28 protein-coding genes and 1 riboswitch are annotated in these 26,570 nt (G+C 69.2%); of the genes, 15 read left to right on the top strand and 13 right to left on the bottom strand.

Translation table 11 applies throughout. The features are described from left to right. Positions 1-71 precede the first annotated feature (71 nt). Entirely contained in the window at positions 72-1,580 is a 1,509-nt protein-coding gene (locus ACIQ6R_RS20965; RefSeq protein WP_404222809.1) for a glycosyltransferase family 87 protein, read from the top strand. Positions 1,581-1,629: 49 nt separating this feature from the next. On the opposite strand, the gene ACIQ6R_RS20960 is transcribed toward ACIQ6R_RS20965, so the two are convergent. From ACIQ6R_RS20960 to ACIQ6R_RS20950, 3 genes are all read right to left on the bottom strand, one after another. Next, positions 1,630-2,661 (bottom strand): alanine racemase, encoded by a 1,032-nt coding sequence (locus ACIQ6R_RS20960; RefSeq protein WP_404222808.1) that lies wholly within the window; start codon positions 2,659-2,661, stop codon positions 1,630-1,632. Positions 2,662-2,721: 60 nt separating this feature from the next. Then, positions 2,722-3,843: a peptidoglycan bridge formation glycyltransferase FemX gene (gene femX, locus ACIQ6R_RS20955; RefSeq protein WP_310872409.1), complete on the bottom strand. Its 1,122-nt coding sequence runs from the start codon at positions 3,841-3,843 to the stop codon at positions 2,722-2,724. Positions 3,844-3,969: 126 nt separating this feature from the next. Then, positions 3,970-4,275: a hypothetical protein gene (locus tag ACIQ6R_RS20950; RefSeq protein ID WP_310872410.1), complete on the bottom strand. Its 306-nt coding sequence runs from the start codon at positions 4,273-4,275 to the stop codon at positions 3,970-3,972. 276 nt (positions 4,276-4,551) lie between these two features. Here ACIQ6R_RS20950 and rpsF point away from each other — a divergent pair, with 276 nt between their 5' ends. The 4 genes from rpsF (at position 4,552) to rplI (ending at position 6,263) form a co-directional block, all read left to right on the top strand. Then, entirely contained in the window at positions 4,552-4,842 is a 291-nt protein-coding gene (gene rpsF, locus ACIQ6R_RS20945; RefSeq protein ID WP_003975025.1) for a 30S ribosomal protein S6, read from the top strand. Between the two features lie 77 nt (positions 4,843-4,919). Beyond that, positions 4,920-5,519, top strand: a complete 600-nt coding sequence (locus ACIQ6R_RS20940) for a single-stranded DNA-binding protein (RefSeq protein WP_375906419.1) — start codon at positions 4,920-4,922, stop codon at positions 5,517-5,519. A 42-nt stretch (positions 5,520-5,561) separates the two neighbouring features. After that, a complete protein-coding gene (gene rpsR, locus ACIQ6R_RS20935; protein WP_003949403.1) occupies positions 5,562-5,798 on the top strand; it encodes a 30S ribosomal protein S18 in 237 nt (78 codons plus the stop codon). Positions 5,799-5,816: 18 nt separating this feature from the next. Beyond that, the gene (rplI, locus tag ACIQ6R_RS20930; RefSeq protein WP_398134266.1) at positions 5,817-6,263 is read left to right on the top strand and encodes a 50S ribosomal protein L9; all 447 of its coding nucleotides are present in this window, start codon (positions 5,817-5,819) and stop codon (positions 6,261-6,263) included. A 150-nt stretch (positions 6,264-6,413) separates the two neighbouring features. Here the strand turns inward: rplI and ACIQ6R_RS20925 are convergent, their stop codons facing one another. After that, positions 6,414-7,751 (bottom strand): MATE family efflux transporter, encoded by a 1,338-nt coding sequence (locus ACIQ6R_RS20925; protein WP_404222807.1) that lies wholly within the window; start codon positions 7,749-7,751, stop codon positions 6,414-6,416. Positions 7,752-8,209: 458 nt separating this feature from the next. On the opposite strand from ACIQ6R_RS20925, the gene dnaB reads away from it, so the two are divergent. Together dnaB and ACIQ6R_RS20915 are read left to right on the top strand one after the other, a co-directional pair. After that, positions 8,210-9,688 (top strand): replicative DNA helicase, encoded by a 1,479-nt coding sequence (dnaB, locus tag ACIQ6R_RS20920; protein WP_404172891.1) that lies wholly within the window; start codon positions 8,210-8,212, stop codon positions 9,686-9,688. Between the two features lie 58 nt (positions 9,689-9,746). Then, complete coding sequence (locus ACIQ6R_RS20915) at positions 9,747-11,132, top strand: serine hydrolase domain-containing protein (RefSeq protein WP_404222806.1); 1,386 nt, start codon at positions 9,747-9,749, stop codon at positions 11,130-11,132. Between the two features lie 80 nt (positions 11,133-11,212). Here ACIQ6R_RS20915 and ACIQ6R_RS20910 read toward each other — a convergent pair whose 3' ends face one another. Together ACIQ6R_RS20910 and ACIQ6R_RS20905 are read right to left on the bottom strand one after the other, a co-directional pair. Further along, positions 11,213-11,665 (bottom strand): GNAT family N-acetyltransferase, encoded by a 453-nt coding sequence (locus tag ACIQ6R_RS20910; protein ID WP_404222805.1) that lies wholly within the window; start codon positions 11,663-11,665, stop codon positions 11,213-11,215. Between the two features lie 56 nt (positions 11,666-11,721). Continuing rightward, a complete protein-coding gene (locus ACIQ6R_RS20905; protein ID WP_404222804.1) occupies positions 11,722-12,186 on the bottom strand; it encodes a MarR family winged helix-turn-helix transcriptional regulator in 465 nt (154 codons plus the stop codon). A 140-nt stretch (positions 12,187-12,326) separates the two neighbouring features. On the opposite strand from ACIQ6R_RS20905, the gene ACIQ6R_RS20900 reads away from it, so the two are divergent. Beyond that, positions 12,327-13,538: an MFS transporter gene (locus ACIQ6R_RS20900; RefSeq protein WP_404222803.1), complete on the top strand. Its 1,212-nt coding sequence runs from the start codon at positions 12,327-12,329 to the stop codon at positions 13,536-13,538. A gap of 115 nt (positions 13,539-13,653) precedes the next feature. Continuing rightward, the gene (locus ACIQ6R_RS20895; protein WP_404222802.1) at positions 13,654-14,073 is read left to right on the top strand and encodes a heme-binding protein; all 420 of its coding nucleotides are present in this window, start codon (positions 13,654-13,656) and stop codon (positions 14,071-14,073) included. Between the two features lie 104 nt (positions 14,074-14,177). Here ACIQ6R_RS20895 and ACIQ6R_RS20890 read toward each other — a convergent pair whose 3' ends face one another. From ACIQ6R_RS20890 to ACIQ6R_RS20865, 6 genes are all read right to left on the bottom strand, one after another. Continuing rightward, positions 14,178-15,044: a GNAT family N-acetyltransferase gene (locus ACIQ6R_RS20890; RefSeq protein WP_404172874.1), complete on the bottom strand. Its 867-nt coding sequence runs from the start codon at positions 15,042-15,044 to the stop codon at positions 14,178-14,180. Between the two features lie 145 nt (positions 15,045-15,189). Beyond that, complete coding sequence (locus ACIQ6R_RS20885; RefSeq protein ID WP_404172872.1) at positions 15,190-15,672, bottom strand: NUDIX domain-containing protein; 483 nt, start codon at positions 15,670-15,672, stop codon at positions 15,190-15,192. Positions 15,673-15,739: 67 nt separating this feature from the next. Beyond that, positions 15,740-16,645, bottom strand: coding sequence for a LysR family transcriptional regulator (locus tag ACIQ6R_RS20880; RefSeq protein WP_404222801.1), 906 nt, complete (start codon positions 16,643-16,645; stop codon positions 15,740-15,742). Between the two features lie 230 nt (positions 16,646-16,875). Further along, complete coding sequence (locus ACIQ6R_RS20875) at positions 16,876-18,054, bottom strand: cystathionine gamma-lyase (protein WP_404222800.1); 1,179 nt, start codon at positions 18,052-18,054, stop codon at positions 16,876-16,878. Then, on the bottom strand, positions 18,051-18,545 hold the full coding sequence (locus ACIQ6R_RS20870; RefSeq protein WP_404222799.1) for a low molecular weight protein-tyrosine-phosphatase: 495 nt from the start codon (positions 18,543-18,545) through the stop codon (positions 18,051-18,053). The genes ACIQ6R_RS20875 and ACIQ6R_RS20870 overlap by 4 nt, the downstream gene beginning before the upstream one ends. 5 nt (positions 18,546-18,550) lie before the next feature. Continuing rightward, on the bottom strand, positions 18,551-18,928 hold the full coding sequence (locus tag ACIQ6R_RS20865) for a phage holin family protein (protein WP_404172861.1): 378 nt from the start codon (positions 18,926-18,928) through the stop codon (positions 18,551-18,553). 59 nt (positions 18,929-18,987) lie between these two features. Between ACIQ6R_RS20865 and ACIQ6R_RS20860 the strand changes: the two genes are divergently transcribed. From ACIQ6R_RS20860 to ACIQ6R_RS20845, 4 genes are all read left to right on the top strand, one after another. Then, entirely contained in the window at positions 18,988-19,305 is a 318-nt protein-coding gene (locus ACIQ6R_RS20860) for a cupin domain-containing protein (RefSeq protein WP_053133839.1), read from the top strand. A gap of 174 nt (positions 19,306-19,479) precedes the next feature. Next, positions 19,480-19,692 (top strand): DUF5326 family protein, encoded by a 213-nt coding sequence (locus tag ACIQ6R_RS20855; RefSeq protein ID WP_375906372.1) that lies wholly within the window; start codon positions 19,480-19,482, stop codon positions 19,690-19,692. Between the two features lie 318 nt (positions 19,693-20,010). Beyond that, positions 20,011-20,736, top strand: coding sequence for an IclR family transcriptional regulator (locus tag ACIQ6R_RS20850; RefSeq protein WP_404223018.1), 726 nt, complete (start codon positions 20,011-20,013; stop codon positions 20,734-20,736). Positions 20,737-20,835: 99 nt separating this feature from the next. After that, on the top strand, positions 20,836-21,273 hold the full coding sequence (locus ACIQ6R_RS20845) for an SsgA family sporulation/cell division regulator (RefSeq protein ID WP_055422101.1): 438 nt from the start codon (positions 20,836-20,838) through the stop codon (positions 21,271-21,273). Between the two features lie 71 nt (positions 21,274-21,344). Here ACIQ6R_RS20845 and ACIQ6R_RS20840 read toward each other — a convergent pair whose 3' ends face one another. Next, on the bottom strand, positions 21,345-22,943 hold the full coding sequence (locus ACIQ6R_RS20840) for a YibE/F family protein (RefSeq protein WP_404172856.1): 1,599 nt from the start codon (positions 22,941-22,943) through the stop codon (positions 21,345-21,347). Between the two features lie 71 nt (positions 22,944-23,014). Next, a riboswitch (TPP riboswitch) is annotated at positions 23,015-23,204 on the top strand. On the opposite strand from ACIQ6R_RS20840, the gene thiC reads away from it, so the two are divergent. Both thiC and ACIQ6R_RS20830 read left to right on the top strand, forming a co-directional pair. Further along, positions 23,197-24,990, top strand: coding sequence for a phosphomethylpyrimidine synthase ThiC (gene thiC, locus ACIQ6R_RS20835; protein ID WP_404222798.1), 1,794 nt, complete (start codon positions 23,197-23,199; stop codon positions 24,988-24,990). It overlaps the preceding riboswitch by 8 nt. A gap of 116 nt (positions 24,991-25,106) precedes the next feature. Continuing rightward, entirely contained in the window at positions 25,107-26,570 is a 1,464-nt protein-coding gene (locus ACIQ6R_RS20830; protein WP_404222797.1) for a VWA domain-containing protein, read from the top strand.

Genomic DNA, 26,570 nt, shown 5'->3' with positions numbered 1-26,570 from the left:
ACGTGAAACAGGGGCCGCCGCATCCACGAGGGTGCGGCGGCCCCGTCGTATTCCCAGGTGCGTACGGCAGGATGTGCCCCATGCCCAGTGCAGAATCGACGCCAGCGAGCGTGCACGAGCCGGACCCGGCGCGGCCGACCAGGGAGGACCCGGTCGCTGCGGCCGGCAGCGAGCTGATCGGCGGGCCTGTCGGCCGACGTGCCCTGCTCGGGACGTCCTGGTGGACTCCCGTGCGGGTGATCGCGCTCGTGGCGATCGGCATGTTCGCCCTCGGCCTGGTCCAGAAGGCGCCCTGTTACAACGGTGCCTGGTTCTTCGGCGCGAGCTCCCAGTACACCCATGCGTGCTACTCCGACATCCCGCACCTCTACCAGGGGCGAGGGTTCGTCGACGGGCTCGTGCCGTACTTCGACAAGCTCCCCGGCGACATGGAGTACCTCGAGTACCCGGTGCTGACCGGGGTGTTCATGGAGGTCGCTTCCTGGCTCACGCCGGGCAGCGGCACCATTCAGGACCAGGAACAGTGGTACTGGATGGTCAACGCCGGGATGCTCATGGTGTGCGCGGCCGTCATCGCCGTCTGCGTCACCCGCACGCACACCCGGCGCCCCTGGGACGGCCTGCTGGTCGCCCTCGCACCCGCCCTCGCGCTGACCGCGACCGTCAACTGGGACCTGCTCGCGGTCGCCCTGACGTCCGCCGCGATCCTCATGTGGTCGCGGGGGCGTGCGCTGGCCTTCGGTGTTCTGCTGGGCCTGGCCACGGCCGCCAAGCTCTACCCCTTCCTGATCCTCGGCCCGCTGCTCGTACTGTGCTGGCGCGCGGGCAGATGGCGGGAGTTCGGAAAGGCTCTGGGGGGCGCGGCCGTCGCCTGGCTCGTGGTGAACCTGCCGGTGATGCTCTTCGCCTTCGACGGCTGGTCGAAGTTCTACACGTTCAGCCAGGAACGCGGCGTGGACTTCGGATCCTTCTGGCTGGTCCTGGTCCAGAACACCGACAACCCGCCCAGCACCGAGACCGTCAACACGCTCGCCACGCTGCTGATGCTGCTGTGCTGCGGCGCTATCGCGGCGCTCGCGCTGACCGCTCCCCGGCGTCCGCGATTCGCCCAGCTCGCCTTCCTGATCGTCGCGGCGTTCATCCTCACCAACAAGGTCTACTCACCGCAGTACGTGCTGTGGCTGATTCCGCTGGCCGCGCTGGCCCGGCCGAAGTGGCGCGACTTCCTGATCTGGCAGGCGTGCGAGGTGGTCTACTTCCTGGGCATCTGGATGTACCTCGCGTACACGACCAGTGGCGACGCCCACAAGGGACTGCCGACGGACGGCTATCACTGGGCCATCGGCGTGCACCTGCTGGGGACGCTGTTCCTGTGCGTCATGGTCGTGCGGGACATCCTTGTGCCAGACCGGGACCCGGTCCGGCACAAGGGTGACGACGACCCGTCGGGTGGCGTGCTCGACGGTGCGGAGGACGTCTTCGTCCTGGGGCCCGCGGCTCATACCGAACAGCCCGCAGCCCACTTCGAGGGTCCACGGGTGAGATGGGGCGGGAGAGAGCAGACGGGCGGTTCGCTCTGAGCGAACACGTGACAGGCCGTACACGGAGCCACCGTGTACGGCCTTTTCGCTAGCGGTCGAGAATGCGGTCGAACTGCGTGGTGGTGTGCCGCAGATGGGCCACCAACTCGTCACCGACCTTGGGCTCCGGCGCATCGGAGGGCACGAACAGGATCGAGACCTGCATGTGCGGCGGCTCCGCGAACCAGCGCTGCTTGCCACCCCAGACGAACGGCGCGAGATTGCGGTTGACCGTGGCGAGGCCGGCCCGGGCGACGCCCTTGGCGCGCGGCATGACGCCGTGCAGCGCCTTCGGGGCCTCCAGGCCCACGCCGTGCGACGTACCGCCCGCCACGACCACCAGGAAGCCGTCGGAGGCCGCCTTCTGCTGCCGGTAGCCGAAGCGCTCACCCTTGGCGACACGCGTGACGTCCAGGACCGCGCCGCGGTACTCGGTGGCGTCGTGGTCCCCCAGCCACAGCCGGGTGCCGATCCGGGCGCGGAAGCGGGTCTGCGGGAACTGCTGCTGGAGCCGGGCGAGTTCGTCCGCCTTGAGGTGGCTGACGAACATCGTGTGCAGCGGCAGTCGGGCCGCGCGCAGCTGGTCCATCCAGCCGATGACCTCCTCGACGGCGTCCGAGCCGTCGGTACGGTCCAGCGGCAGGTGGATGGCGAAGCCTTCCAGCCGGACGTTCTCTATGGCGGCGTGCAGCTGCGGCAGGTCCTGCTCACTGATGCCGTGCCGCTTCATCGAGGACATCACCTCGATGACCACACGTGCGCCCACGAGGCCGTACACGCCGTCGATGGACGACACCGAGCGCACGACGCGGTCGGGCAGCGGTACGGGCTCCTCGCCGCGCCGGTACGGCGTCAGGACCAGCAGGTCACCGCCGAAGAAGTCCTTGATCCGGGCGGCCTCGTACGTGGTGCCGACGGCCAGTACGTCCGAGCCCAGCCGCGTGGCCTCCTCCGCCAGCCGCTCGTGCCCGAAGCCGTAGCCGTTGCCCTTGCAGACCGGGACCAGCCCGGGGAACTGCTCCTGCACGTGCTTGTGGTGCGCCCGCCAGCGCGCGGTGTCGACGTAGAGGGTGAGCGCCATGGCCGGACCTGGAACCTTTCTGGTGGCTGTCAGAGGTGCGGATCGGGGGTGGGCGGTGGATCAGCGGCGCGACATGTAGATGTCGAGCGCCTTGTGAAGCAGCTTGTTCAGCGGGAAGTCCCACTCGCCGAGGTACTCGGCCGCCTGCCCGCCCGTGCCGACCTTGAACTGGATCAGGCCGAAGAGGTGGTCGCTCTCGTCCAGCGAGTCCGAGATGCCGCGCAGGTCGTAGACGGTGGCGCCCAGAGCGTAGGCGTCGCGGAGCATGGCCCACTGCATCGCGTTCGAGGGCCGGACCTCGCGGCCGATGTTGTCGGAGGCGCCGTAGGAGTACCAGACGTGCCCGCCGACGACCAGCATGGTCGCCGCCGACAGGTTCACCCCGTTGTGTCGGGCGAAGTACAACCGCATGCGGTTGGGGTCCTCGTTGTTGAGGGCCGCCCACATGCGCTGGAAGTACGACAGCGGGCGCGGCCGGAAGTGGTCGCGCACGGCCGTGATCTCGTACAGGCGCTGCCACTCCTCGAGGTCGTGGTAGCCGCCCTGGACGACCTCGACGCCGGCCTTCTCGGCCTTCTTGATGTTGCGGCGCCACAGCTGGTTGAAGTTCTTGTGGACCTCTTCCAGGGAGCGGTTGGCCAGCGGCACCTGGAAGACGTAGCGGGGCTGTACGTCGCCGAAGCCGGCACCGCCGTCCTCGCCCTGCTGCCAGCCCATGCGACGCAGCTTGTCGGCGACCTCGAAGGCGCGCGGCTCGATGTGGTCGGCCTCTATGTCGCGCAGGCGCTTGACGTCGGGGTCCTGGATGCCCTTCTTGATGGACGTGGCGTCCCAGCGCCGGATGATCACGGGCGGGCCCATCTTCACCGAGAAGGCGCCCTGCTGCTTGAGGTGCGCCAGCATGGGCTCCATCCAGTCCTGGAGGTTCGGCGCGTACCAGTTGATGACCGGGCCCTCGGGGAGGTAGGCGAGGTATCGCTTGATCTTGGGCAGCTGCCGGTACAGGACGAGCCCCACGCCCACCAGCTCACCGGTCCGGTCGTCGAACCAGCCGAGGTTCTCCGAGCGCCACTCCGCCTTGACGTCTGCCCATGCCGGGACCTGCATGTGACTCGCCGCCGGCAGACTCTGGATGTAGGCCAGATGCTGCTCGCGACTGATGGTCCTCAGGGTCAGGCTCATTCGGGGCGCTCCTCGGGCTGGTGTGTCCCCATGGGTACAGGGGCTCCGGCTCTCGCGCGAAGCCTACTGCGCCCCGTGAGCGCCCCGTCCGGCGTACGGGGGGAAGGGGGTCCGCGGTGGCCGGGCTCAGCCGAAGAACCCACCGTGGTTGATGCCGAAGAACAGACCGAGTGCGGAGCCCCCCAGCGCCAGTACCAGGCCGAAGCGCTCGCGCGTCGTCACCGAGATGAGCTGGCCGTATCCGGCGGTCAGGACGCCCAGCAGACCTGCCCAGGAGGTCAGGACGTGAAGTCCGCGGAAGCTCGCGGTGGCCAAGGCGAGCACGGCCAGGACCAAGCCCACGGCCAGCAGCGTGTCCTGGAGGGGGTGCGGTCTGCCGTCGGTGGCCAGCAAGCCGGTCCGGGGCTTGGCGGGTCGCATGATCTGTGCCATGGGGAACCTCCTGCCATAGGCAGTGTGTCTTCGCCCTCACATCCGCTGAGTACCGATTGTCTCCCCTCACCGCCGGATTTCAACCGCAAGCGGGTGGCCGGGTACTCTGTACCTTCTGCACTGGTGTCTGCTGCCACCCACGGCCGGGCCGCTTCCTCGGAGGAGGCCTGATTGTCAGTGGGTCCTGGTTTACTCGTTGATACCGGTGCCAACGCATCGCAACCCTCCTGCCACGGAACGACCGTGGCCGCTGAGTCCAAAGGAGGTGGGTTCCACATGCGTCACTACGAGGTGATGGTCATCCTCGACCCCGATCTCGAGGAGCGCTCTGTCTCCCCGCTGATCGAGAACTTCCTCTCTGTCGTCCGTGACGGCGGCGGAAAGGTCGAGAAGGTCGACACCTGGGGCCGTCGTCGTCTCTCGTACGAGATCAAGAAGAAGCCTGAGGGCATCTACTCGGTCATCGACCTGCAGGCCGAGCCTGCGGTCGTCAAGGAGCTCGACCGCCAGATGAACCTGAACGAGTCGGTCCTCCGGACCAAGGTCCTCCGTCCCGAGATGCACTGAGCCCTCACGCTCAGCCGATCCCGGGATTCGAGTAGCAGCACAAGCAGCCAGCAGCAAACCCGCCGAGAGGTTCCCCCATGGCAGGCGAGACCGTCATCACGGTCATCGGCAATCTTGTCGATGACCCCGAGCTGCGCTTCACCCCGTCCGGTGCGGCCGTCGCGAAGTTCCGTGTCGCGTCGACCCCCCGCACCTTCGACCGTCAGACGAACGAGTGGAAGGACGGCGAAAGCCTCTTTCTCACCTGCTCGGTCTGGCGTCAGGCGGCGGAGAACGTCGCCGAGTCGCTCCAGCGAGGCATGCGCGTCATCGTGCAGGGCCGGCTGAAGCAGCGGTCCTACGAGGACCGTGAGGGCGTCAAGCGCACGGTCTACGAGCTGGACGTCGACGAGGTCGGCGCCAGCCTGCGCAGTGCCACGGCCAAGGTCACCAAGACCTCGGGCCAGGGCCGCGGAGGCCAGGGTGGTTACGGCGGCGGTGGCGGTGGCGGTCAGGGTGGCGGCGGCTGGGGCGGCGGCCCCGGCGGTGGCCAGCAGGGCGGCGGCGCTCCGGCCGACGACCCCTGGGCGACCGGCGCTCCCGCCGGTGGCCAGCAGGGCGGCGGCGGTCAGCAGGGCGGCGGCTGGGGCGGTGGCTCCGGCGGCGGTGGCGGCTACTCGGACGAGCCCCCCTTCTAGGCGGGCTCCACTCACACTTCTTGATCACACAGGAGAAACATCATGGCTAAGCCGCCTGTGCGCAAGCCGAAGAAGAAGGTCTGCGCATTCTGCAAGGACAAGGTCACGTACGTGGACTACAAGGACACGAACATGCTGCGGAAGTTCATTTCCGACCGCGGCAAGATCCGTGCCCGCCGCGTGACCGGCAACTGCACCCAGCACCAGCGTGACGTCGCCACGGCCGTGAAGAACAGCCGTGAGATGGCGCTGCTGCCCTACACCTCCACCGCGCGATAAGGGAAGGGTGACCGAATCATGAAGATCATCCTCACCCACGAGGTCTCCGGCCTCGGTGCCGCGGGCGACGTCGTCGACGTCAAGGACGGTTACGCTCGCAACTACCTGATCCCGCGGAAGTTCGCTATCCGCTGGACCAAGGGTGGCGAGAAGGACGTCGAGCAGATCCGTCGTGCTCGCAAGATCCACGAGATCCAGACCATCGAGCAGGCCAACCAGGTGAAGGGCCAGCTCGAGGGAGTGAAGGTCCGCCTGGCCGTTCGCTCCGGCGAGGCCGGTCGTCTCTTCGGCTCCGTCACTCCGGCCGACGTCGCTTCGGCGATCAAGGCCGCCGGTGGCCCCGATGTCGACAAGCGCCGCATCGAGCTGGGCTCGCCGATCAAGACCCTGGGCGCCCACGAGACGTCCGTGCGTCTGCACCCCGAGGTTGCCGCCAAGGTCAGCATCGAGGTTGTCGCTGCCTGAGCTTTGCTCTCGCTGAAGCGATGAGACGGGGCCGCATCTCCCGGTCGGGGGATGCGGCCCCATCTTCATGGCCATGTCCTGAGGGGGGCGCTCCACGTCTCGCGATCATGGCCGCGTTTCACGTGAAACATCGTGTTTCACGTGAAACCGTCAGCGCGTCGCGCCCGTGACGATCCAGCGACCTGATCGCGTACGCAGCCATAGCGTCACCAGGCGTATCGCCATCATCAGCGTCATGGCTGCCCACAGTGCGGTGAGTCCACCACCGAGCGTCGGGACGAGTAGCGCCACCGGCGTGAAGACCGCCAGGGTAAGCAACATCGCCCAGGCGAGATAAGGGCCGTCGCCGGCACCCATGAGAACCCCGTCCAGGACGTAGACCACTCCGCAGATCGGCTGCGAGACGGCCACGATCAGAAGAGCGGGCAAGGCGGTGTCCTTGACCGCGGAGTCTCCGGTGAACAGGGGGAGGAACACTGGACGTGACAGCACCACGAGCAGGCCGAGTGCGACCCCGACCGCGACACCCCACTCCACCATTCTGCGGCAGGCTGCGCGGGCACCCTGTGCGTCACCGGCTCCCAGATAGCGCCCGATGATGGCCTGACCGGCGATGGCGATGGCATCGAGGGCGAACGCGAGCAGACTCCACAGAGACAGGATGATCTGATGGGCCGCGATATCGGCGTCACCGAGTCGGGCCGCCACGGCTGTGGCGATCATGAGAATCGCTCGCAGCGAGAGCGTACGCACCAGCAGCGGCGCCCCCGCCTGGGCAGAGGCCCTGATGCCGGCGACGTCCGGGCGCAGCGAGGCGCCGTGCCGGCGCGCCCCGCGGACCACTACCCAGAGGTACACCGCGGCCATGCCGCACTGGGCGATGACGGTGCCCCAGGCGGAGCCCGCGATGCCGAGGCCGGCGCCGTAGACGAGGACGACATTGAGGACGGCGTTGGAGAAGAAACCGGCGATGGCGACGTAGAGCGGGGTTCGGGTGTTCTGCAGTCCGCGCAGGACACCGGTCGAAGCCAGCACGACAAGCATGGCGGGGATGCCGAGGGCGGAGATCCGCAGATACGTGATGGCGTACGGGGCCGCGGTGTCGGAGGCGCCGAAGAGTTCCACGAGGGTGGGGGCCGTGGGAAGGACGACGGCTATGACGGCGGCGCCGAGCAGCAACGCCAACCAGATGCCGTCCATGCCCTGGCGAATCGCGGATTGCAGGTCGCCCGCGCCGACGCGTCGGGAGACGGCCGCTGTGGTGGCGTAGGCAAGGAAGACGAAGACGCTGACGGCTGTGGTGAGCAGGGCCGAGGCGATGCCGAGTCCGGCGAGCTGGGCGGTGCCGAGATGGCCGACGATCGCACTGTCGGCCATGACGAAGAGGGGCTCGGCGACGAGTGCGCCGAAGGCCGGGACGGCCAGCGCGACGATCTCGCGGTCGTGTCGGCGCCGGACGGTCCCGGAGCGCGCGGGGGCCTGTGTCATGAGCACCAATCTAATCGTCCACAGGTAAGAGATGCAAAGCTTTAGTGACCCTTACTTATCGTCTCGCCGTGTGTGCTTCTGTGCACGGTTCGCGGCGATCTTGATCCGACTGGGAAAGTTTTTCTTCTGCACAGGGGGTGGACGATGAAACCGCAGTTCAGGGCCGTTACCTAGGTTGGATCGAGGGCTTGTTCACAGGACTGTCCACCGGGTCGTGCACAGGTTTCGCGGAGTTCTCCACAGCATCTGGCCGCTCGTCCACATGGCCTGTGGATAACCAGATTGGCTGACGGTGCCCGCGGGCCTACGGTGGTCCGGCGCCTGCTCCGTCCACCGGCTTGTGAACCATCACAAAACCGACGCGCCAGAACCGGAGTTGGGCGTCTTATTTGTCAGTGCCGTGCCGTAGAAATGAGGGCACGGCGAGGTCCGCTCGGCGGACGGGAGGAGGTGGCTCGGTGAGCATTTCCGAGCCCTTGGACGACCCGTGGGCCGACAGCGGCCCCAGTGATCGTCTGCCCGCTTCCCGTCGTCGCGGTGACGGGGGCCGCAGCCGCGACGAGCAGCACGAGCGAGGTTCGGACAACGCCGCGTGGGACGGCGGCGGGCCGTCGTTCGAGCGGGTGCCGCCGCAGGACCTGGATGCCGAGCAGTCCGTCCTCGGCGGCATGCTTCTGTCCAAGGACGCCATCGCCGATGTCGTAGAGATCCTCAAGGGCCACGACTTCTACAAGCCGGCCCACGAGACGGTCTACCAGGCCATCCTCGACGTCTACGCCAAGGGTGAGCCGGCCGACCCCATCACGATCGCCGCCGAACTCACCAAACGCGGTGAGATCAACAAGGTCGGCGGTGCCTCGTATCTGCACACCCTCGTCCAGACCGTGCCGACCGCCGCGAACGCCGCGTACTACGCGGAGATCGTGCACGAACGCGCCGTCCTGCGGCGCCTGGTGGAGGCCGGCACACGGATCACGCAGATGGGTTACGCGGCCGACGACGACGTCGACGAGATCGTCAATCGTGCCCAGGCCGAGATCTACGCCGTCACCGAGCAGCGCACGAGCGAGGACTATCTGCCGCTCGGCGACATCATGGAGGGCGCGCTCGACGAGATCGAGGCGATCGGGTCGCGCAGCGGCGAGATGACCGGTGTGCCCACGGGGTTCACGGACTTCGACTCGCTGACCAACGGACTGCACCCCGGCCAGATGATCGTCATCGCGGCGCGTCCCGCCATGGGTAAGTCGACGCTCGCGCTGGACTTCGCGCGAGCCGCGTCGATCAAGAACAACCTCCCGAGCGTCATCTTCTCGCTCGAAATGGGCCGCAACGAGATCGCGATGCGGTTGCTGTCCGCCGAGGCGCGCGTCGCGCTGCACCACATGCGGTCCGGCACGATGACGGACGACGACTGGACCCGCCTGGCCCGCCGGATGCCGGACGTCTCGGCCGCCCCGCTCTACATCGACGACTCCCCGAACCTGTCGATGATGGAGATCCGCGCCAAGTGCCGGCGCCTCAAGCAGCGCAATGACCTCAAACTCGTCATCATCGACTACCTCCAGCTGATGCAGTCCGGCGGATCCAAGCGCGCCGAGAGCCGTCAGCAGGAGGTCTCGGACATGTCCCGTAACCTCAAGCTCCTGGCCAAGGAGCTCGAACTCCCGGTCATCGCGCTCTCCCAGCTGAACCGTGGTCCCGAGCAGCGCACCGACAAGAAGCCGATGGTCTCCGACCTGCGTGAGTCCGGCTCGATCGAGCAGGACGCCGACATGGTCATCCTGCTGCACCGCGAGGACGCCTACGAGAAGGAGTCGCCGCGCGCGGGCGAGGCCGACCTGATCGTGGCCAAGCACCGTAACGGTCCGACGGCGACGATCACCGTGGCCTTCCAGGGTCACTACTCGCGTTTCGTGGACATGGCCCAGACCTGATCCCCCGGCGCGGGGAAATCGGCTCGACGCGCGGTGCCCGGGCCGATGGACTGGGGCCATGACGACACCTCAGGAAGAGCTGTTCCCCGCCACCCGCCGGGCGCTGCTGCACCGCATCGCCGTGGCCCAGGCCGAAGGGCGTACGCCGTCGCTCGTCGCGGCGGTGGTCCGGGGCGGACGTGCCGTGTGGCACGGTGCGCGGACCTCGGTCGACGGGCATGGCCCGGACGAGAACGTGCAGTACCGGATCGGCTCGATCACCAAGACCTTCACCGCCGTTCTCGTTCTGCGACTCCGGGACGAGGGATTGCTCGACCTCGGGGATTCGCTGGAGAAGTACCTGCCGGGCACCGGGGCGGGGGAGGCCACGATCGCCGAGTTGCTGGCGCACTCGGGCGGGCTGGCGGCCGAGTCCCCCGCGCCGTGGTGGGAGCGGACGCCGGGTTCGCTGCGGCCCGAACTCGCCGATGTGCTGGGCAAGCAGCCGCTCCTGCACCCGGTGGGCCGTCGGCACCACTACTCGAATCCCGGCTACACCCTGCTCGGTGCGCTGGTCGAGAAGTTGCGCGGCGCTCCGTGGGAGGACGTGCTGCGGCGGGAGGTGCTGGAACCGCTGGGTCTGGACCGTACGACCGGGCGCCCGCGAGCGCCGCACGCCGGCGGCTGGGCGGTGCATCCATGGGCCGACGTGATGTTGACCGAGCCCGCCGAGGACCTCGGGCGGATGGCCCCGGCGGGTCAGCTCTGGTCCACCACCGGAGATCTGGCACGGTTCGCCGTGTTCCTGGCGCGGGGAGACGACAGGGTGCTGAGCGTGGAGACCGTGCGGGAGATGCGGGCGCCCGCGGCGGCGGCCGAGGCCGCGGACGTCCTGGACGGTGCGGCGTACGGACTCGGCCTGCAGATCCAGCGCCGGGACGGGCGACTGGTCGTGGGGCATTCCGGTTCCCTGCCGGGTTTCCTGGCCAACCTCACCATCAGCGTGGAGGACGACGTGGCCGCGGTGGTGCTGACCAACTGCACGTCCGGGCCGCTGTTGGCCGGGGTCGGTGCCGACCTCGTGCGTATCGTCGCCGAGGCGGAACCCCGGATCCCCGAACCGTGGCGTCCCCTGCCGGAAGTCGACGCAGCTGTGCTGGAGTTGGCCGGGCAGTGGTACTGGGGGACACACGCCTTCGCCCTACGGCTGACGGCCGACGGGGGAGTTTCGCTGGAGCCGCTGTCGGGCAACGGTCGCCGCTCGCGCTTCCGGAAGAATGCCGACGGTACGTGGACAGGGCTTGAGGGCTACTACGCCGGGGAGCTTCTGCGAGCCGTGCGGCGCCTGGACGGGACCGTGAGCCATCTGGACCTCGGGTCGTTCGTGTTCACCCGTCAGCCGTACGACGAGGGGGCCCCGGTACCGGGAGGGGTGGATCCGGAGGGCTGGCGTGGGATCGGCTAGGCGCCTTGCCCGCCATGACGGGGGCTCTGTTTCACGTGAAACAGAGCCCCCGTCATGGCGTTCACCGCTGGAGCGTCCGGTCAGAGCTGGAGCTTGAACCCCGTGTGCGAGGCCGAGAAGCCGAGGCGCTCGTAGAAGCGGTGGGCGTCGGTACGGGTCTTGTCGGAGGTGAGCTGCACGAGTTGACAGCCTTGCCGACGGGACTCGTCGACTGCCCACTCGATGAGCTGTGTACCCAGACCACTACCGCGTTCGTCGGCGTGGATGCGGACACCTTCGATGATCGACCGGGTGGCGCCGCGCCGGGAGAGACCGGGGACGATCGTCAGCTGGAGTGTGCCGACGACACGGTCGTCGCGGACGGCGACGACCAGGTGCTGGTTCGGGTCGGAACTGAGCCGTTCGAACGCGGCCAGGTAGGGGCCCAAATCCTGCGGTGACTCGCGCTCGGCGCCCAAGGGATCGTCGGCGAGCATCGCGACGACCGCTGGGATGTCGTCCTCGGCGGTGGACCGTATTTCTAGATCTCCCATGGCCGCACCCTACGCAGAGGCGGCAGGAGAGTCACGGGCGGTCCGGCAGCGTCCGGCTAGGCGGGTACCGGTGTCTTGAGTGTCTCCACGACCCGGACCAGGGGGGCCAGGTCGGGGTTCCTGGCCGCTTCGTCGAGGGCCTCGCGCAGGGCGGCGTCGTTGGTGGGCCGAGCCTCGTCCAAGAGCTCGAGGCCGGCCGCGGTGACGTTGGTGTAGATGCCGCGCCGGTCGGTGGGGCACAGGTAGCGCTCGAGCAGCCCTCGGTCCTCGAGCCGGGTGACCAGGCGCGTGGTGGCGCTCTGGCTGAGGACGACGGCGTCGGCGACCTGCTTCATCTGCAGATGCCCTCCGTCGCCATCGTGCTGCCGGCTGAGCACGTCGAGCAGGGAGTACTCGCGCACGCTCAGGTCGTGTCCGGCCTGCAGGGCGCGCTCGATGTGGGCCTCGATCCTCCCGTGCAGCAGGGAGAGGGCGCACCAGCCCTGGGAGAGGGTGGTGAGCGCGGGGTCCGTCGCTGTCATGTGTTTCCTCCGTCCCGGAGCGGCTGAGACCAGGGTAGACCAGTCACGCAATTGCCTGCGCTTGCATATAGCCCGCGTCTGCAACTATTGTGAACGCACGCAAAGCGCTCCTGCAATCTTCTGGGAAGGTGTACCCCTCCATGCCTCTCGCGCTTTTGGCCCTCGCGATCGGGGCCTTCGGAATCGGAACGACAGAGTTCGTGATCATGGGCTTGCTGCCCGAGGTCGCGAGCGACTACGGGGTCTCCATCCCCACCGCCGGCTTCCTGGTGACCGGATACGCGCTCGGCGTGATGTTCGGCGCTCCGCTGATGACCGTGCTCGGCACCAAGGTCCCGCGCAAGCGGATGCTGATGCTGCTGATGGGTCTGTTCATCGTCGGCAATCTGCTCTCCGCCCTCGCCCCGGCCTTCTCCGTCATGCTGACCGGCCGGGTGGTCGCCTCCCTCGCCCACGGCGCCTTCTTCGGCATCGGCTCGGTCGTCGCGGCCGACCTGGTCGCCCCGCACAAGAAGGCCGGTGCGATCGCGATGATGTTCACCGGACTGACCGTCGCCAACGTCGTCGGCGTCCCGCTGGGGACGCTCGTCGGACAGTCCGTCGGCTGGCGCGTCACCTTCGCCATCGTGGCGGTGCTCGGTGTCGTCGGCCTGGCCGGTGTCGCCAAGCTGGTGCCCGACGTGCCCAAGGCCGAGGGCGTGCGACTGCGGCACGAACTGGCCGCGTTCAAGAACGTCCAGGTCCTGCTCGCGATGGCCATGACCGTCCTCGGCTTCGGCGGTGTCTTCGCGGCCATCACCTACATCGCACCGATGATGACCCACGTCGCGGGCTTCGCCGACGGCTCGGTCACCTGGCTGCTGGTCCTCTTCGGCCTCGGCATGGTCGGCGGCAACCTCGTCGGCGGCAGGTTCGCGGACCGCTCCCTGATGCCGATGCTGTACATCTCCCTGGGCGCCCTGGCCGTCGTACTCGCCCTCTTCACGCTCACCGCGCACAACAAGACCGCGTCGGCCGTGACCATCTTCCTGATCGGCGCCCTGGGCTTCGCCACCGTCCCGCCGCTGCAGAAGCGCGTCCTGGACCATGCGCACGGCGCCCCGACGCTGGCCTCGGCCGTGAACATCGGCGCCTTCAACCTCGGCAACGCGCTCTCCGCCTGGCTCGGGGGCGTCGTCATCGCCGCAGGCTTCGGCTACACCGCCCCGAACTGGGTGGGTGCCGTGCTCGCCGCCGCGGCGCTGGTCCTCGCCTTGGTTTCGGCCGCTCTCGAACGGCGCGACGGCGTTCCCGGCGAGGTCGTCGCGGGTTCCGCACCCGCCGAGCGGCCGGCCGCCGTCGCACATCACTGAACGACCCGACCGGGGGTGTGGGGCCAGGGCCGTCCCCGCACCCCCCGCTCCCCCCCCCCGCCTCGAAGACCACCGAGGCGCCGCACCACTCAGCAGCAACCCAGGAGACATTTCCATGAGCACCACCGCTGTCGCCCCGCTCACCATTCAGGACGCCGAAGCTCTCGTCTCGGCGGCCCACAGCGCCGCCGAGACCGCCGGGGCCACCGTCAGCGTCACCGTCCTCGACGCGGGCGGGCACCTTCTCGCCTTCCGGCGCGACGACCGAGCCGTGCTGATCTCCGGGGAGACCAGCACCCGCAAGGCCTACACGGCGCTCCAGCTGAACGCCCCCACCGCGGACCTCGTGGAGGCCGTTCAGCCCGGCGGGCTCTTCCACACCCTGCCCACCGCGCTCGACCGGCCGCTCCTGTTCATCGCGGGGGGCGTGCCCGTGCACCGCGACGGCCGGCTGATCGGCGCGATCGGGGTCGGTGGCGGCGCGCCCGAGCAGGACCACGCCTTCGCCGAGGCCGCCGTGGAGGCCCTCGCCTGACGTCGGCCACCGTTCCACGTAGCCGGTTTCCGGGCTCTCACCGGGAACCGGCCTCGTCGTACCCGGACGCCGTCGTACCGCGAGGGCCGGTCCGCCGCGCAGGGTCAGCCCGCCGCCACCGTCAGCGGAGCGAACCGCCGGGTCCAGTCCCCAGGCAGCTCCGTGATCCCGTACGTCATGACCGCGTTGGGCGCGATGGACGCGAGGCCGTGCTCCTTCGCCCAGGCCAGCAACTCTTCGTGCCGTACGTCGATGTCCGTGCGCAGCGGTCGGTCCGTGCGGGCGGCGAGGGAACTGATCAGTGCCTTGGCCGTCTCGGTGTCGCGGGCGATCAGGGGCCCCACGACGTGGGTGTCCATGTTGGGCCAGGCGGCGGCGTACCCGATGAGTCGACCATCCTCCTCGGCGACGCGCAGGTGGTCGGCGAAGGCGGGCAGCCGCGTGATGATGGGGGTGCGGTCGGTGCCGAACACCTCCTCGTCGAGCCGGAGGATCGCGGCGAGGTCGTCGGCAGTGGCCGCGCGCGTGGTGGTCCTCGCTTCGGGCCCACCCGGAGTGAAACGCCCGCGCACCATCTCCGCCCGGCCGGTGGCCTTGAAGCCGAGCTCCTCGTAGAGCGGCCGGCCGTACGGGGTCGCGTGCAGGGTCAGGGGAGTGGTACCCAGCGCGGCGACGATGTGACGCATCAGCCGGCGTCCGACTCCCTGACGGGCGTGCCGCTCGGCGACCAGCACCATACCGATGGCGGCGAGGGAGGGGCGCTCGGGCGGCCCGTACTCGGTGACGGTGCAGGCGCTCACGAGACCGCCGTCGGGATCGTCGATGCCGTACCCCTTCCCGGCAGTCAGGAGGAACCCCCACTTGTGCTCCTCGCGAGGCCACCCCCGATCCTCGGAAAGGTCGGCGCAGGCGGCGAGATCGCGGAGCGTCAGACGGCGGATCGGCAGAGAGGCGAGGGAAGGTGTCGACACGCAGGTCAGGCTGTACGACAGCGGCCGTCCGCGTCCACCACTTTCCGATGGAACACGCGAGCTTTTGGTCACGTGGTGGCCCACTGCACAGAGACACGTCATCCGCTGGACGCCGTACGAGGCGGCAGGCCGGCCGCCGCCGGTGTCAGCCGAGGTCGGGAGCGTGCATGGCACGCACACCCTCGATGTTGCCGTCCAGATAGTGCCGCAGGGACAGCGGGACGAGGTGGACGGAGGCGATCCCGACCCGCGTGAACGGCACCCGGACGATCTCGTACTCACCTGCGGGCTCGTCGACCTCGGGGCCATGCCGCAGGGCCGGGTCCATGGACGCCAGGTGGCAGACGAAGAAGTGCTGCACCTTCACCCCGGTCGTGGCCGCGTCCTCGCCGATGTGCTCCACCGTGTCCACGAAGCACGGGACCACGTCGGTGATCTTGGCGCCGAGTTCCTCGTACACCTCGCGGTGCAGGGCGTCCACGACGGTGGCGTCGTCCGGCTCTACCCCGCCTCCGGGAGTGACCCAGTAGGGGTCGACACCGGGCTTGGTGCGCTTGATCAGGATCAAGTGGTCACCGTCCAGGAGGACGGCGCGGGCGGTGCGCTTGACCACGGGTCGGACGGTCATGGAAGAAATGTGGCCCGGCTGGTTCCACGTGAAACATCGCGGCAGCCCACCCTCAAGATTGCCGAGATCAGTTCCAGTCGGCGGCCGCACGCAGCAGCCAGTCATGGGCGCGGGCAATGAGCGGCATCGCCAACGTGCCGGTCCGCACCACCAGGAAGTACGTCCGTAGCGGCGGCACCGCCGGTTCATGCAGGGCGACGACGTCACCGCGCTCCAGGGCCTCGGCGCACAGATAGCGGGGCAGCACGGCGAGCCCGGCGCCCGCGACCGTACAGGCGAGGACCGCACGCAGGTCGGGGGCGACGATCGTGCCCGGGGCGGCCGGGTGGGCGTCGAAGACGGATGCCCAGTAGCGGGCCACGAAGGGCAGCGATTCGTGCACCTCGACCACAGGGACGTGTTCCAGAGCGGGTGTGACGGAGCGGCGGAGCCTTTCGGTGCCGGTCCGCTCCGCCCAGTGGGGCGCGGCGACCAGGACGTGCTCCTCGTCGCAGAGCGGAGTGGCCGTGAGCAGCGCGCCGCGTGGCCGGGCCGTGCCGATGGCAAGGTCGTGATGCCCGGCGGCCAGTCCCTCCAGGGTCTCCTCGGCGTTTCCGAACGAGGCGCGCAGCGCGAAGCCCTGCCCGTCCTCGCCGGTGAGTCCCGTGAGCACGGGAAGTGCCCGCTCGGCGGTGAACTCGGGTGGTCCGGCGAGATGCAGCGTCCTGGACAGGGAGTCGTCGTCCACCCCGGTCTCGGCGATCTCGACCAGGGCGTCGAGATGCGGTGCGGCCTTGTGGGCGAGTTCGTCACCGATCGCCGTCGGGGTGACGCCGCGGGCCTGCCGCAAGAACAGCGGACGTCCGAGCTGCCGTTCCAGCGTGCGGATCTGTGAGGTGACGGCCGGCTGGGAGAGGCCGAGCAGGGCCGCGGCGCGGGTGAAGGAGCCGGCTCGGTGCACGGTCACGAAGGTGCGCAGCAAGGCCAGATCCATCGAGACCCTCCCCCTCTTCTGTTCTCCCCCAGCCCTCCGGCCGCGCCCAACTATAAATATGTCGATAGGTCGCTGTCGCTACTGTGATTGGACACTGACACAGAGTCAACTAGCCTTAATCGCGCGGTTCTTCGCGCGAGGAACCGAAGGACGGTCCGAGCCACGAGGGGGGAGGCTCGGACCGTCCGTCGGACTCGACCGGAAACAGCGCGGCGGCTGCGCGGCGGCGCTCAGTCCGCCGACTCCTCCAGCGCACGCAGCAGGTCGGCCACCAGGTCCGCGGGATCCTCCGCACCGACCGAGAGCCGGATGAAGCCCTCGGGCACCGCGTCGCCGCCCCAGCGTCCGCGCCGCTCGGCCGTGGACCGCACTCCACCGAAGCTCGTCGCGCCCTCCACGAGCCGCAGCGCGTCGAGGAAACGATCGGCACGCGCGCGCGTGGACAGCGTGAAGGAGACGACGCACCCGTAGCGCAGCATCTGCTGCGAGGCGATCTTGTGGGACGGGTCGTCGGGCAGCCCCGGGTACCGCAGGCCGGTGACCTCGGGCCGCGCACGGAGCGCCTCGGCCACCTTGAGAGCGGTGGCGTTCTGCCGGTCCACGCGCAGTTGGAGAGTGGCGATCGAACGATGTGCGAGCCAGGCCTCCATAGGACCGGGAATCGCACCGACGATCTTGCGCCAGCGTCGTACGGCGGTCATCGCTTCGGCATCGCGGCCGGCCACGTAGCCCAGCAAAACGTCGCCATGGCCGGTGAGCTGCTTGGTGCCGCTGGCCACGGAGAAGTCGGCGCCGAGCTCCAGCGGACGCTGCCCCAGTGGCGTGGCGAGCGTGTTGTCCACGGCGACCAGGGCACCGCGCGCGTGGGCCGCTTCGGCGAGCCGTCGGACGTCGCACACGTCGAGCCCGGGGTTGGACGGCGTCTCGATCCACAGCAGCTTCGCCCCGTCCAGGACGTCGAGCTGGGCGTCCCCGCCGGTCGGCGCGGTGCGCACCTCGATGCCGTACGCCTCCAACTGGGCGCGGACCAGCGGCAGCGCCTGGTAGCCGTCGTCGGGCAGGACGGCTACGTCACCGGTGCGCAGCTGGGAGAAGAGCACCGAGGAGATCGCGGCCATGCCGGAGGCGAAGACCAGCGTCTCGACGTCGTCCTTTCCGGGCGCCTCCAGCTCACCGATGGCACGCTCGAGGTGGGTCCAGGTCGGGTTCTCGTCGCGGCCGTAGGTGTACGGGCCGGTCGGCTCACCCGGCAGATGGAAGTGGGCGGCGAACACGGGTCCTGGCAGCGTCGGCTCGTGCTTGACCGGCTCGGGCAGCCCGGCCCGCACCGCGCGCGTGCCGTCACCGGTGCCGCGAGGGGGGCCCTCCGTGCCCGTCCCGGTGCCGTTGTTCGTAGCGGAATCACTCATGCCGCCCGTCCCTCCACTTGCTCGCGTACCGCGGCGAGCAGTCCGGTGCTCGCCGCCTCCACCATCTCAAGGCATTCCTCGAAGCCGTCCACGCCCCCGTAGTAGGGGTCCGGTACGTCCAGGTCAGCGCGGTCGGCGGCGGGGTCGTAGGACCGCAGCAGCCGTAGCTTCGCCGCGTCCTGCTCCGTAGGCGCGAGGCGGCGCAGCGCCCGCAGGTGGCCGGCGTCGAGGGCGACGACGAGGTCGAGGCGGGAGAACCAGGACGGCTGGAACCGGCGGGCCCTGTGGTCGAGGCCGTAGCCGTTCTCCTCCAGGACGGCCATGGTGCGCGGGTCGGCGCCCTCGCCCTCGTGCCAGCCGCCGGTGCCGGCGCTGTCGGCCTCGACCAGGCCGTCCAGCCCGGCGTCCGCCACGCGCGCGTGGAAGACGGCCTCGGCCATCGGGGAGCGGCAGATGTTGCCCGTGCACACGAAGCAGACGCGGTAGGTCATCGGGATCAGTCCTCGTCGGGCAGGAACGCGTTGAGGGCCCAGGAGACGATCGAGATGATCAGGCCGCCCAGGACAGCGGTCCAGAAGCCGTCGACGTGGAAGCTCACGTCGAGCTTGTCGGCCAGCCACGACGTGAGCAACAGCATCAGCGCGTTGACCACCAGCGTGAACAGGCCGAGGGTCAGGATGAACAGCGGGAAGGTCAGCACCTGCACGATCGGCTTCACCAGCAGGTTCACCAGGCCGAACACCAGCGCGACCACGATCAGCGTGACGGCCTTCTCGCCGGTGCTGCCGCCGGTCAGGGTGATCTTGTCGAGCAGCCACACGGCGACCGCGAGGGCGCCCGCGTTGGCGATCGTCTTGACTAGGAAATTCTTCATGTGTCTGATCGTGGCAGACGCGATCGGAAACGAACGGTGAGGCAGGGGCGGACTAGGCGATGAAGGCATTCCGGCTGGACGAACTGGAGGCGGAGCGCGCCGCCAATGACGGCGCCTACCTGCAGTTCCTGCGTGAGCGGAACATGTCGGTCGGTCTCTACGCCCTCGACGCGGGTACGGCCGACCCGCAGAAGCCGCACGCGCAGGACGAGGTGTACTTCGTGGTGAGCGGGCGGGCCGCGATCACCGTGGGCATGGAGACCACCCAGGTCGCCCGCGGCAGCGTGGTGTACGTGCCGGCCGGGGTCGCCCACAAGTTCCACCACATCAGCGAGGATCTACGGGTTCTGGTGGTGTTCTCTCCCCCCGAGAGCTGAGCCGCGACCCCGGGATTCCCTAGGGGACCGGTCAGGGGAAGCCAAGGGGTGCGAGGGCCCTGTCGGGGCCCTCGCACCCCTAGCATCGAGTACAGGACATCAGAAGGCTCCGGGGGACCCGGGGCCGTCGAAGGACCCGGCACTCGAACGGGCGGAAAGATGAGGACGAGGGCGATGCGAGAGATCTTCACGGGACTGCCGTGGTGGGTGAAGTGGATCGCGGTGCCGGTCATCGCCCTGGTCGTGTTCGGCGGGATGATCGCCAGCGTCGTCGGCTTCGTGATCGGACTGCTGTTCAAGCTGCTGGTCTTCGTCGCGCTCGTCGGCGGACTGATCTACGTCGTACGCAAGTTCATGTCGAGTTCGTCGTCGCGCAGCGACTGGTGAGAGCCGTGGGACACCGGTGGCGGTAACAGGAATCACCGGTTCCCTCGCGCGAGGGAAGTTTCCCGGACGGGCCGTCGGCGAGCGGTGACCGGCGCATAGAGTCCGGAACTCCACGCGGGGGCGACCCCGCGAGTGGCGTACACCCCCACCCGTGTTCCCCGCACGGGCTGCCCCCTCGCGTTCCGGGAGTGACTCTTGGCCACGGCTGACACCGCGTTCGTTCCACAGCACACACTGCCCGAGCAGCCCCGTTCGACATCTCGGACGCCGCCCGCGACTCCCTCCGCGGGCCCGCCGTCCGCGACCCTGATCAGCTCCGTGCAGCGGGCGATGCGCCTTCTGGAGTGCGTCGCCGAGCACGAGTACGGAGCCCCCGCCAAACAACTGGCCCGTGAGACGCGGCTGGCGCTCCCCACGGCCTACCACCTGCTGCGCACTCTGGTGCACGAGGGATATCTGCGCCGTGAGAAGGGCCTGTTCTTCCTCGGCGAGGCGGCCGAGCGGCTCGGCAGCAACGGAGCCGAGCAGAAACGTCGCAGCACGGTGGTCGACGCGCTGGCCCGCTGGCGGGATGCGATCGGTGTCCCCGTGTACTACGCCATGTACCGCGACGGCGAGATCGAGATCATGTGCGTCTCCGACACTCCGGGCAATCCGGCGGTCGAGGAGTGGGCGGACTTCCGCGAGACCGGGCACGCGCACGCGATCGGACAGTGCCTGCTGTCCCAGCTGGACGAGGACGCCCGCCGCGACCACCTGGACCGCTACCCCGTGCAGCCCGTCACGCCGTACACGGTGCGTGATGGCAATGCCCTGCAGAGACGGCTGGAACGCATACGGCGGATGACGCCGGTGACCGAGCGCCAGGAGTACGCCCTGGGGACGGTCTGCGCGGCTATTCCGATCACCGTGGGCACCACGGCCGCGACGATGGCCATCTCCTTGCCCCTCCATCAGGCCGACCGGCTGCTGCCCGCGGCGGAGCGTTTGCAGGACGAGGTGGGGCGACTTCTGGGGTCGCTGGCGATCTCTATCAGTATCTGAAAACTCACTCCTTGTGATCTGGTGTGTACGTTAAGCAAGATGCCATCAGTGTTAGAGGTTTGATTCCCGGCCAGTCGACGGCGAATGACGGGGTAGGCGATGGGCGAGTCCGTACAGGCAGAGGTCATGATGAGCTTTCTCGTGTCCGAGGAGCTCTCTTTCCGTATTCCGGTGGAGCTGCGCTACGAGACCTGTGATCCCTATGCCGTGCGACTGACTTTCCATCTGCCCGGAGATGCGCCGGTGACCTGGGCTTTCGGCCGGGAGTTGCTGGTCGACGGGGTGGGCCGACCGTGCGGTGACGGTGACGTTCGCATCGCCCCCGTCGATCCCGAGCCGCTGGCCGAGGTGCTGATCAGGCTTCAGGTCGGCAGCGACCAGGCGCTGTTCCGTTCGTCGGCGGCGCCGCTGGTGGCGTTCCTCGACCGCACCGACAAGCTGGTGCCGCTGGGGCAGGAGGGGGCACTCGCCGACTTCGACGCCCACCTCGACGAGGCCTTGGACCGCATCCTGGCGGAAGAACAGAGCGCGGGCTGAACCGTTTTGGCAGTTCTTCGACGGTGGCGTAACGCTTCGCCGCGATCGGCTGCCGGCGGGGCGCCGACTGGTCAGCGCTTACGCCGACGGCCCCGCCCGCGTACGGGAGCCGGGGCGGCGCCCGGCGTCGCGCCGCCGCCCGGCGCCGCCCCGGCGGCCTGTGCCGCCGGGGGGCCGGCCGATCGGTCGGCCGATACGACGAGGGCCGCGAGGGCCGTGGTGACCGGAACGGACGCCACCAGGCCGATCGAGCCGACCAGCGTGCGCACGATCTCCTCCGCCACCAACTCGCTGTTGGCGACCGTCCCCACCCCGCTCTGCGCGATCGAGAACAGCAGCAGCAGGGGCAGGGCGGCGCCCGCGTAGGCGAGGACGAGCGTGTTGACGACCGAGGCGATGTGGTCCCGCCCGATCCGGATGCCCGCTCGGTACAGTCCCCGCCAGCCCATCGTCGGATTGGCCTCGTGCAGTTCCCAGACCGCCGAGGTCTGGGTGACCGTCACGTCGTCGAGCACGCCGAGCGAACCGATGATGACTCCGGCGAGCAGCAGGCCGCTCATGTCGATCGTCGGATACAGGCCGTGGATGAGGCCGGTGTTGTCGTCCGTGTTGCCGGTGAGCGCGGCCCAGTCGATGAACAGCGATCCGAGCACACCGATCAGCAGCAACGAGATCAGGGTGCCGAGCACCGCGACGGACGTGCGGGCCGACAGGCCGTGGCACAGGTACAGCGCGATCAGCATGATGGCGCTGGCCCCGACCACCGCCACGGCCAGCGGGTTCGACCCTTGCAGGATCGCGGGCAGGATGAAGAAGTTCAGCAGCAGGAAGCTGATGGCCAGCGAGACCAGGGCCATGAGACCCCGCAGCCGTCCGACGACCACGACGGCGAGCGCGAAGATGCCGGCGAGCAGGGCCAGCGGCAGTCCGCGGTTGATGTCGGTCACCGAGTACTGCAGGTCCTTCGGCGCGGAGGGCTCGTAGGCGACCACCACCTTCTGGCCCTCGTGCAGCTGCCGTGACTGGTCCGGCTGGACGATCTCGGTGAACGTACGGCCCTTGTCCTTGCCGGTGTCGACACGGATCGTCGCCCGCTTGCACTCGCCCTGCGCCTGCTGCACCGCGGAGGAGCCCTCGGCGGTGGAGGTGTCGCCGGTCGGGGGGACGCCCGAGGCGTTGACGGACTGACAGCTCAGCTCGACCACCTTGGTGACGGTGGCGTCCTGCGTCTGCCGGTCGAAGCCGACCCCGGTGCGTTCATGCGGCGGCGCACCGCCGGGCCACAGCAGCGCGAGTCCGACCAGCACCGCCGCGGCGAACGGGATGAGGACCGCGGCGATGACCTTCCGCAGGTGGCGGGAGACGGGCGCGGCCGGACCGTGGCTGTGGGAGTGCCCGTGCCCACCGTGCCCGCCGTGCCCAACGTGCCCGCCGTGCCCACCGTGCCCGCCGGGGCCGCTGTGCCCACCGGAACCGCCGTGCCCGCCGTGCCCACCGGAACCGCCGGGGCCGTCACCCGCCCCGGGGCCGCCGCCCGTGTCATGTCTGCCGCCGCCCGCGCCGTGAGCGCTGGAAGGAGCGGGGCCGGCCGCGCGGCCGGTGCCTTCCTCGGAGCCCGGTCCGCGGCGGGGTTCGTGCGGTGGAAACGGGGGATGCTGCGGTGTGGTCACCGACCGATCATCGCAAGAACGAGGGGGGCCCTCTGTTCACCGCGCCCGAATTGGCGCTAGCGTGGAGGCACCTTTGTACACGCGGGAGCTCGGAGCACCGGGCTGAGAGGGCGCTGACCTCCGTCCCAGCGATGTTTCACGGGAAACGTCACCGAATCCGAGTGACGTATCCCACGAAGCGTCGACAGACGGAAGCCGCTGCGTCGACCGCCGAACCTGTTACCGGGTAATGCCGGCGTAGGGAGTAGGTCTCATGACCATCAAGGACGCACGCACGCCTGCCTCCACGCAGAACTCCGCCCAGGAGGAGACCACGGAGGCCGGGAAGTCCATCGGCTGGCACAAGGCGTACGTCGAGGGTTCGCGCCCCGACCTGCGGGTGCCGGTCCGTCAGGTGCACCTCACCAACGGGCAGTCGGTCACGCTGTACGACACTTCGGGCCCGTACACCGATCCGCTCGTCGACACGGATGTCCGCAGGGGACTGTCGCCGCTGCGGGAGAACTGGATCATCGCCCGCGGCGACACCGAGGAGTACGCGGGCCGTCCCGTCCGTCCAGAGGACGACGGAATCAAGCACACCTCTCCGCGCGGCGGACTGCGCAACCTCGACGCAGTCTTTCCCGGACGGCCGCGCCAGCCGCGCCGGGGGAGGGACGGCAGCGCGGTGACGCAGCTCGCGTACGCACGCCGGGGCGAGATCACGCCGGAGATGGAGTACGTGGCCGTCCGGGAGAACGTCTCGCCGGAAGTGGTCCGCGAGGAGATCGCGGCGGGCCGTGCCGTGCTGCCCGCCAACGTCAACCACCCGGAGATCGAGCCGATGATCATCGGCAAGCGGTTCCTGGTGAAGGTCAACGCCAACATCGGCAACTCGGCGGTGACGTCCTCCATCGAGGAGGAGGTCGACAAGATGACCTGGGCGACCCGGTGGGGCGCCGACACGGTCATGGACCTGTCCACCGGACGCAACATCCACACCACCCGCGAGTGGGTGCTGCGCAACTCCCCCGTCCCCATCGGCACCGTGCCGCTCTACCAGGCCCTGGAGAAGGTCGACGGACGTGCCGAGGAACTGACCTGGGAGATCTACAAGGACACCGTCATCGAGCAGGCCGAGCAGGGCGTGGACTACATGACGGTCCACGCGGGCGTGCGCCTGGCGTACGTACCGCTGACCGCGAACCGCAAGACGGGCATCGTCTCGCGCGGCGGCTCGATCATGGCGGCGTGGTGCCTGGCACACCACAGGGAGTCGTTCCTGTACGAGAACTTCGAGGAGCTCTGCGAGATCCTCGCCGCCTACGACGTCACGTACTCCCTCGGCGACGGCCTGCGCCCGGGCTCCATCGCGGACGCCAACGACGAGGCGCAGTTCGCGGAGTTGCGCACGCTCGGGGAACTCAACTCGATCGCCAAGCGTTTCAACGTACAGACCATGATCGAGGGACCGGGCCATGTCCCGATGCACAAGATCAAGGAGAACATCGACCTTCAGCAGGAGATCTGCGATGAAGCCCCGTTCTATACGCTCGGCCCGCTGACGACGGACGTCGCGCCGGCGTACGACCACATCACCTCCGGTATCGGTGCCGCGATGATCGCCTGGTGGGGCACGGCCATGCTCTGCTACGTCACGCCCAAGGAGCACCTGGGCCTGCCCAACCGTGACGACGTCAAGACCGGCGTCATCACCTACAAGATCGCCGCCCATGCCGCCGACCTCGCCAAGGGCCACCCAGGTGCGCAGGAGTGGGACGACGCGCTGTCGGACGCCCGTTTCGAGTTCCGGTGGGAGGACCAGTTCAACCTGGCCCTCGACCCGGACACGGCACGGGAGTTCCACGACGAGACACTGCCGGCCGAGCCCGCCAAGACGGCCCACTTCTGCTCGATGTGCGGTCCGAAGTTCTGTTCGATGAAGATCTCGCAGGACATCCGACGGGAGCACGGAGGCAGCAAGACCGAGATCGAGGAGGGCATGGCCCAGAAGTCCAGGGAGTTCGCGGCCCAGGGAAACAGGGTCTACCTGCCGTTGGCCGACTGAGTCCCTGCTCCGGCCGCACGCTGAGCGATCCTGCGCACGGGGAGCGGGAGCGCTTGGCGTGCGGCCGGGGGCCACGCCCCCTCCCCATCCAGGGTGCGTCTCGGCAGACTGGGCCCATGACAGCCACCTCCCTGAGCAAGGGTGCCAATCTCGCCGTCGACTCCCTCGCGGTGCGCGTCGAACTCGTCTGGTCCGCCGGGCCGGGTGTGCCCGAGGTCGACGCCTCCGCGTTGCTGCTCACCTCGGCCGGACGCGTGCGGGACGACGGCGACTTCGTCTTCTACAACCAGCCCCGCCACGCGTCCGACGCCGTGAGGCACCTGGGCAAGCAGGGCGGCTCCGGTGCCGGCGCGGGGGTCACGACCGACGCCGTCGAGGTGGACCTGCACTCGGTGGAAGCGGCCGTCGACCGCATCGTCCTGTGCGCCTCGGCGGACGGTGGGACGTTCGGGCAGGTCCCCGGGCTGTCCCTGCGGCTGCTGGACGCCGGGACCCGCACCGAACTGGCCCGGTTCGACATGGCGGCCGGGACGGAGACCGCCCTGGTCGGTGGTGAGCTGTACCGGCGCCAGGGGAAGTGGAAGTTCCGCGCGGTCGGGCAGGGTTACGCCTCCGGACTCGCGGGGGTGGCCACGGACTTCGGCATCACCGTGGACGACGCTCCCCCGGCGGCCGCGACCGCCGCCCCGGCGGCTGCCGCGACTGCGGCGACCCGGCCGACCTCGCCGGCACCCATGCCACCGGCCCCACCGGCCCCGCCGGCACAGGCGCCGCCCGCAGCACCGGTGGCCCCACCGGCGCCCAGCGGTACGGGCCCCCGCCTCACCAAGGGCGAGGAGCACCTCCCCGTCGACATGCGCAAGCGGCTGTCCCTGCGCAAGGAACAGGTCGCGGTGAGCCTGAGCAAGCACGGGGCGGCCGGGGTCACCGCGCGCGTCATCCTGGTCCTGGACGCCTCCGGGTCCATGTCCTTCCTCTACTCCAAGGGTGTGGTCACGGACGTCGTGGAGCGGATGGCGGCGGTCGCCGCGCAGCTGGACGACGACGGTGAGATGCAGGCATGGACCTTCGCCTCGACCGCGGCGCGGCTGCCCGACCTCCGCCTCGGCGAGCTTCCCGAGTGGCTGCGGCTGCACGTACGCGTGGGGGAGATCAGCCTGTTCCGCCGCGGCAGGAAGAAGGGCCTGCACCCCGAGCAGGTCGACATGCGGGCGGTGGGCATCCAGAACGAGGAGCAGAAGGTGATCGCCGAGGTACGCACCTACGTCCGGGACAACCCGGCGCCGGTTCCGACCCTGGTGCTCTTCTTCTCCGACGGAGGCGTCTACCGCAACGCCGAGATCGAGCGGGAGCTGCGGGAGGCGGTGGAGGAACCCGTCTTCTGGCAGTTCGTGGGGCTCGGGCGGTCCAACTACGGGGTTCTCGAGCGCTTCGACACCCTGCCGGGCCGCCGTGTCGACAACGTCGGCTTCTTCGCCGTGGACGACATCAGCACCGTCCCGGACGCGGAGCTGTACGACCGACTGCTGTCCGAGTTCCCGTCCTGGATCACTGCCGCCGGCCGGGCGGGCATCCTCTGA

Source organism: Streptomyces sp. NPDC096048 (assembly GCF_044763415.1).
In the GTDB taxonomy this organism is placed as follows: domain Bacteria; phylum Actinomycetota; class Actinomycetes; order Streptomycetales; family Streptomycetaceae; genus Streptomyces.
Note: the sequence above shows the minus strand (reverse complement) of the source record. Positions and strands in the feature narration are given on the sequence as shown.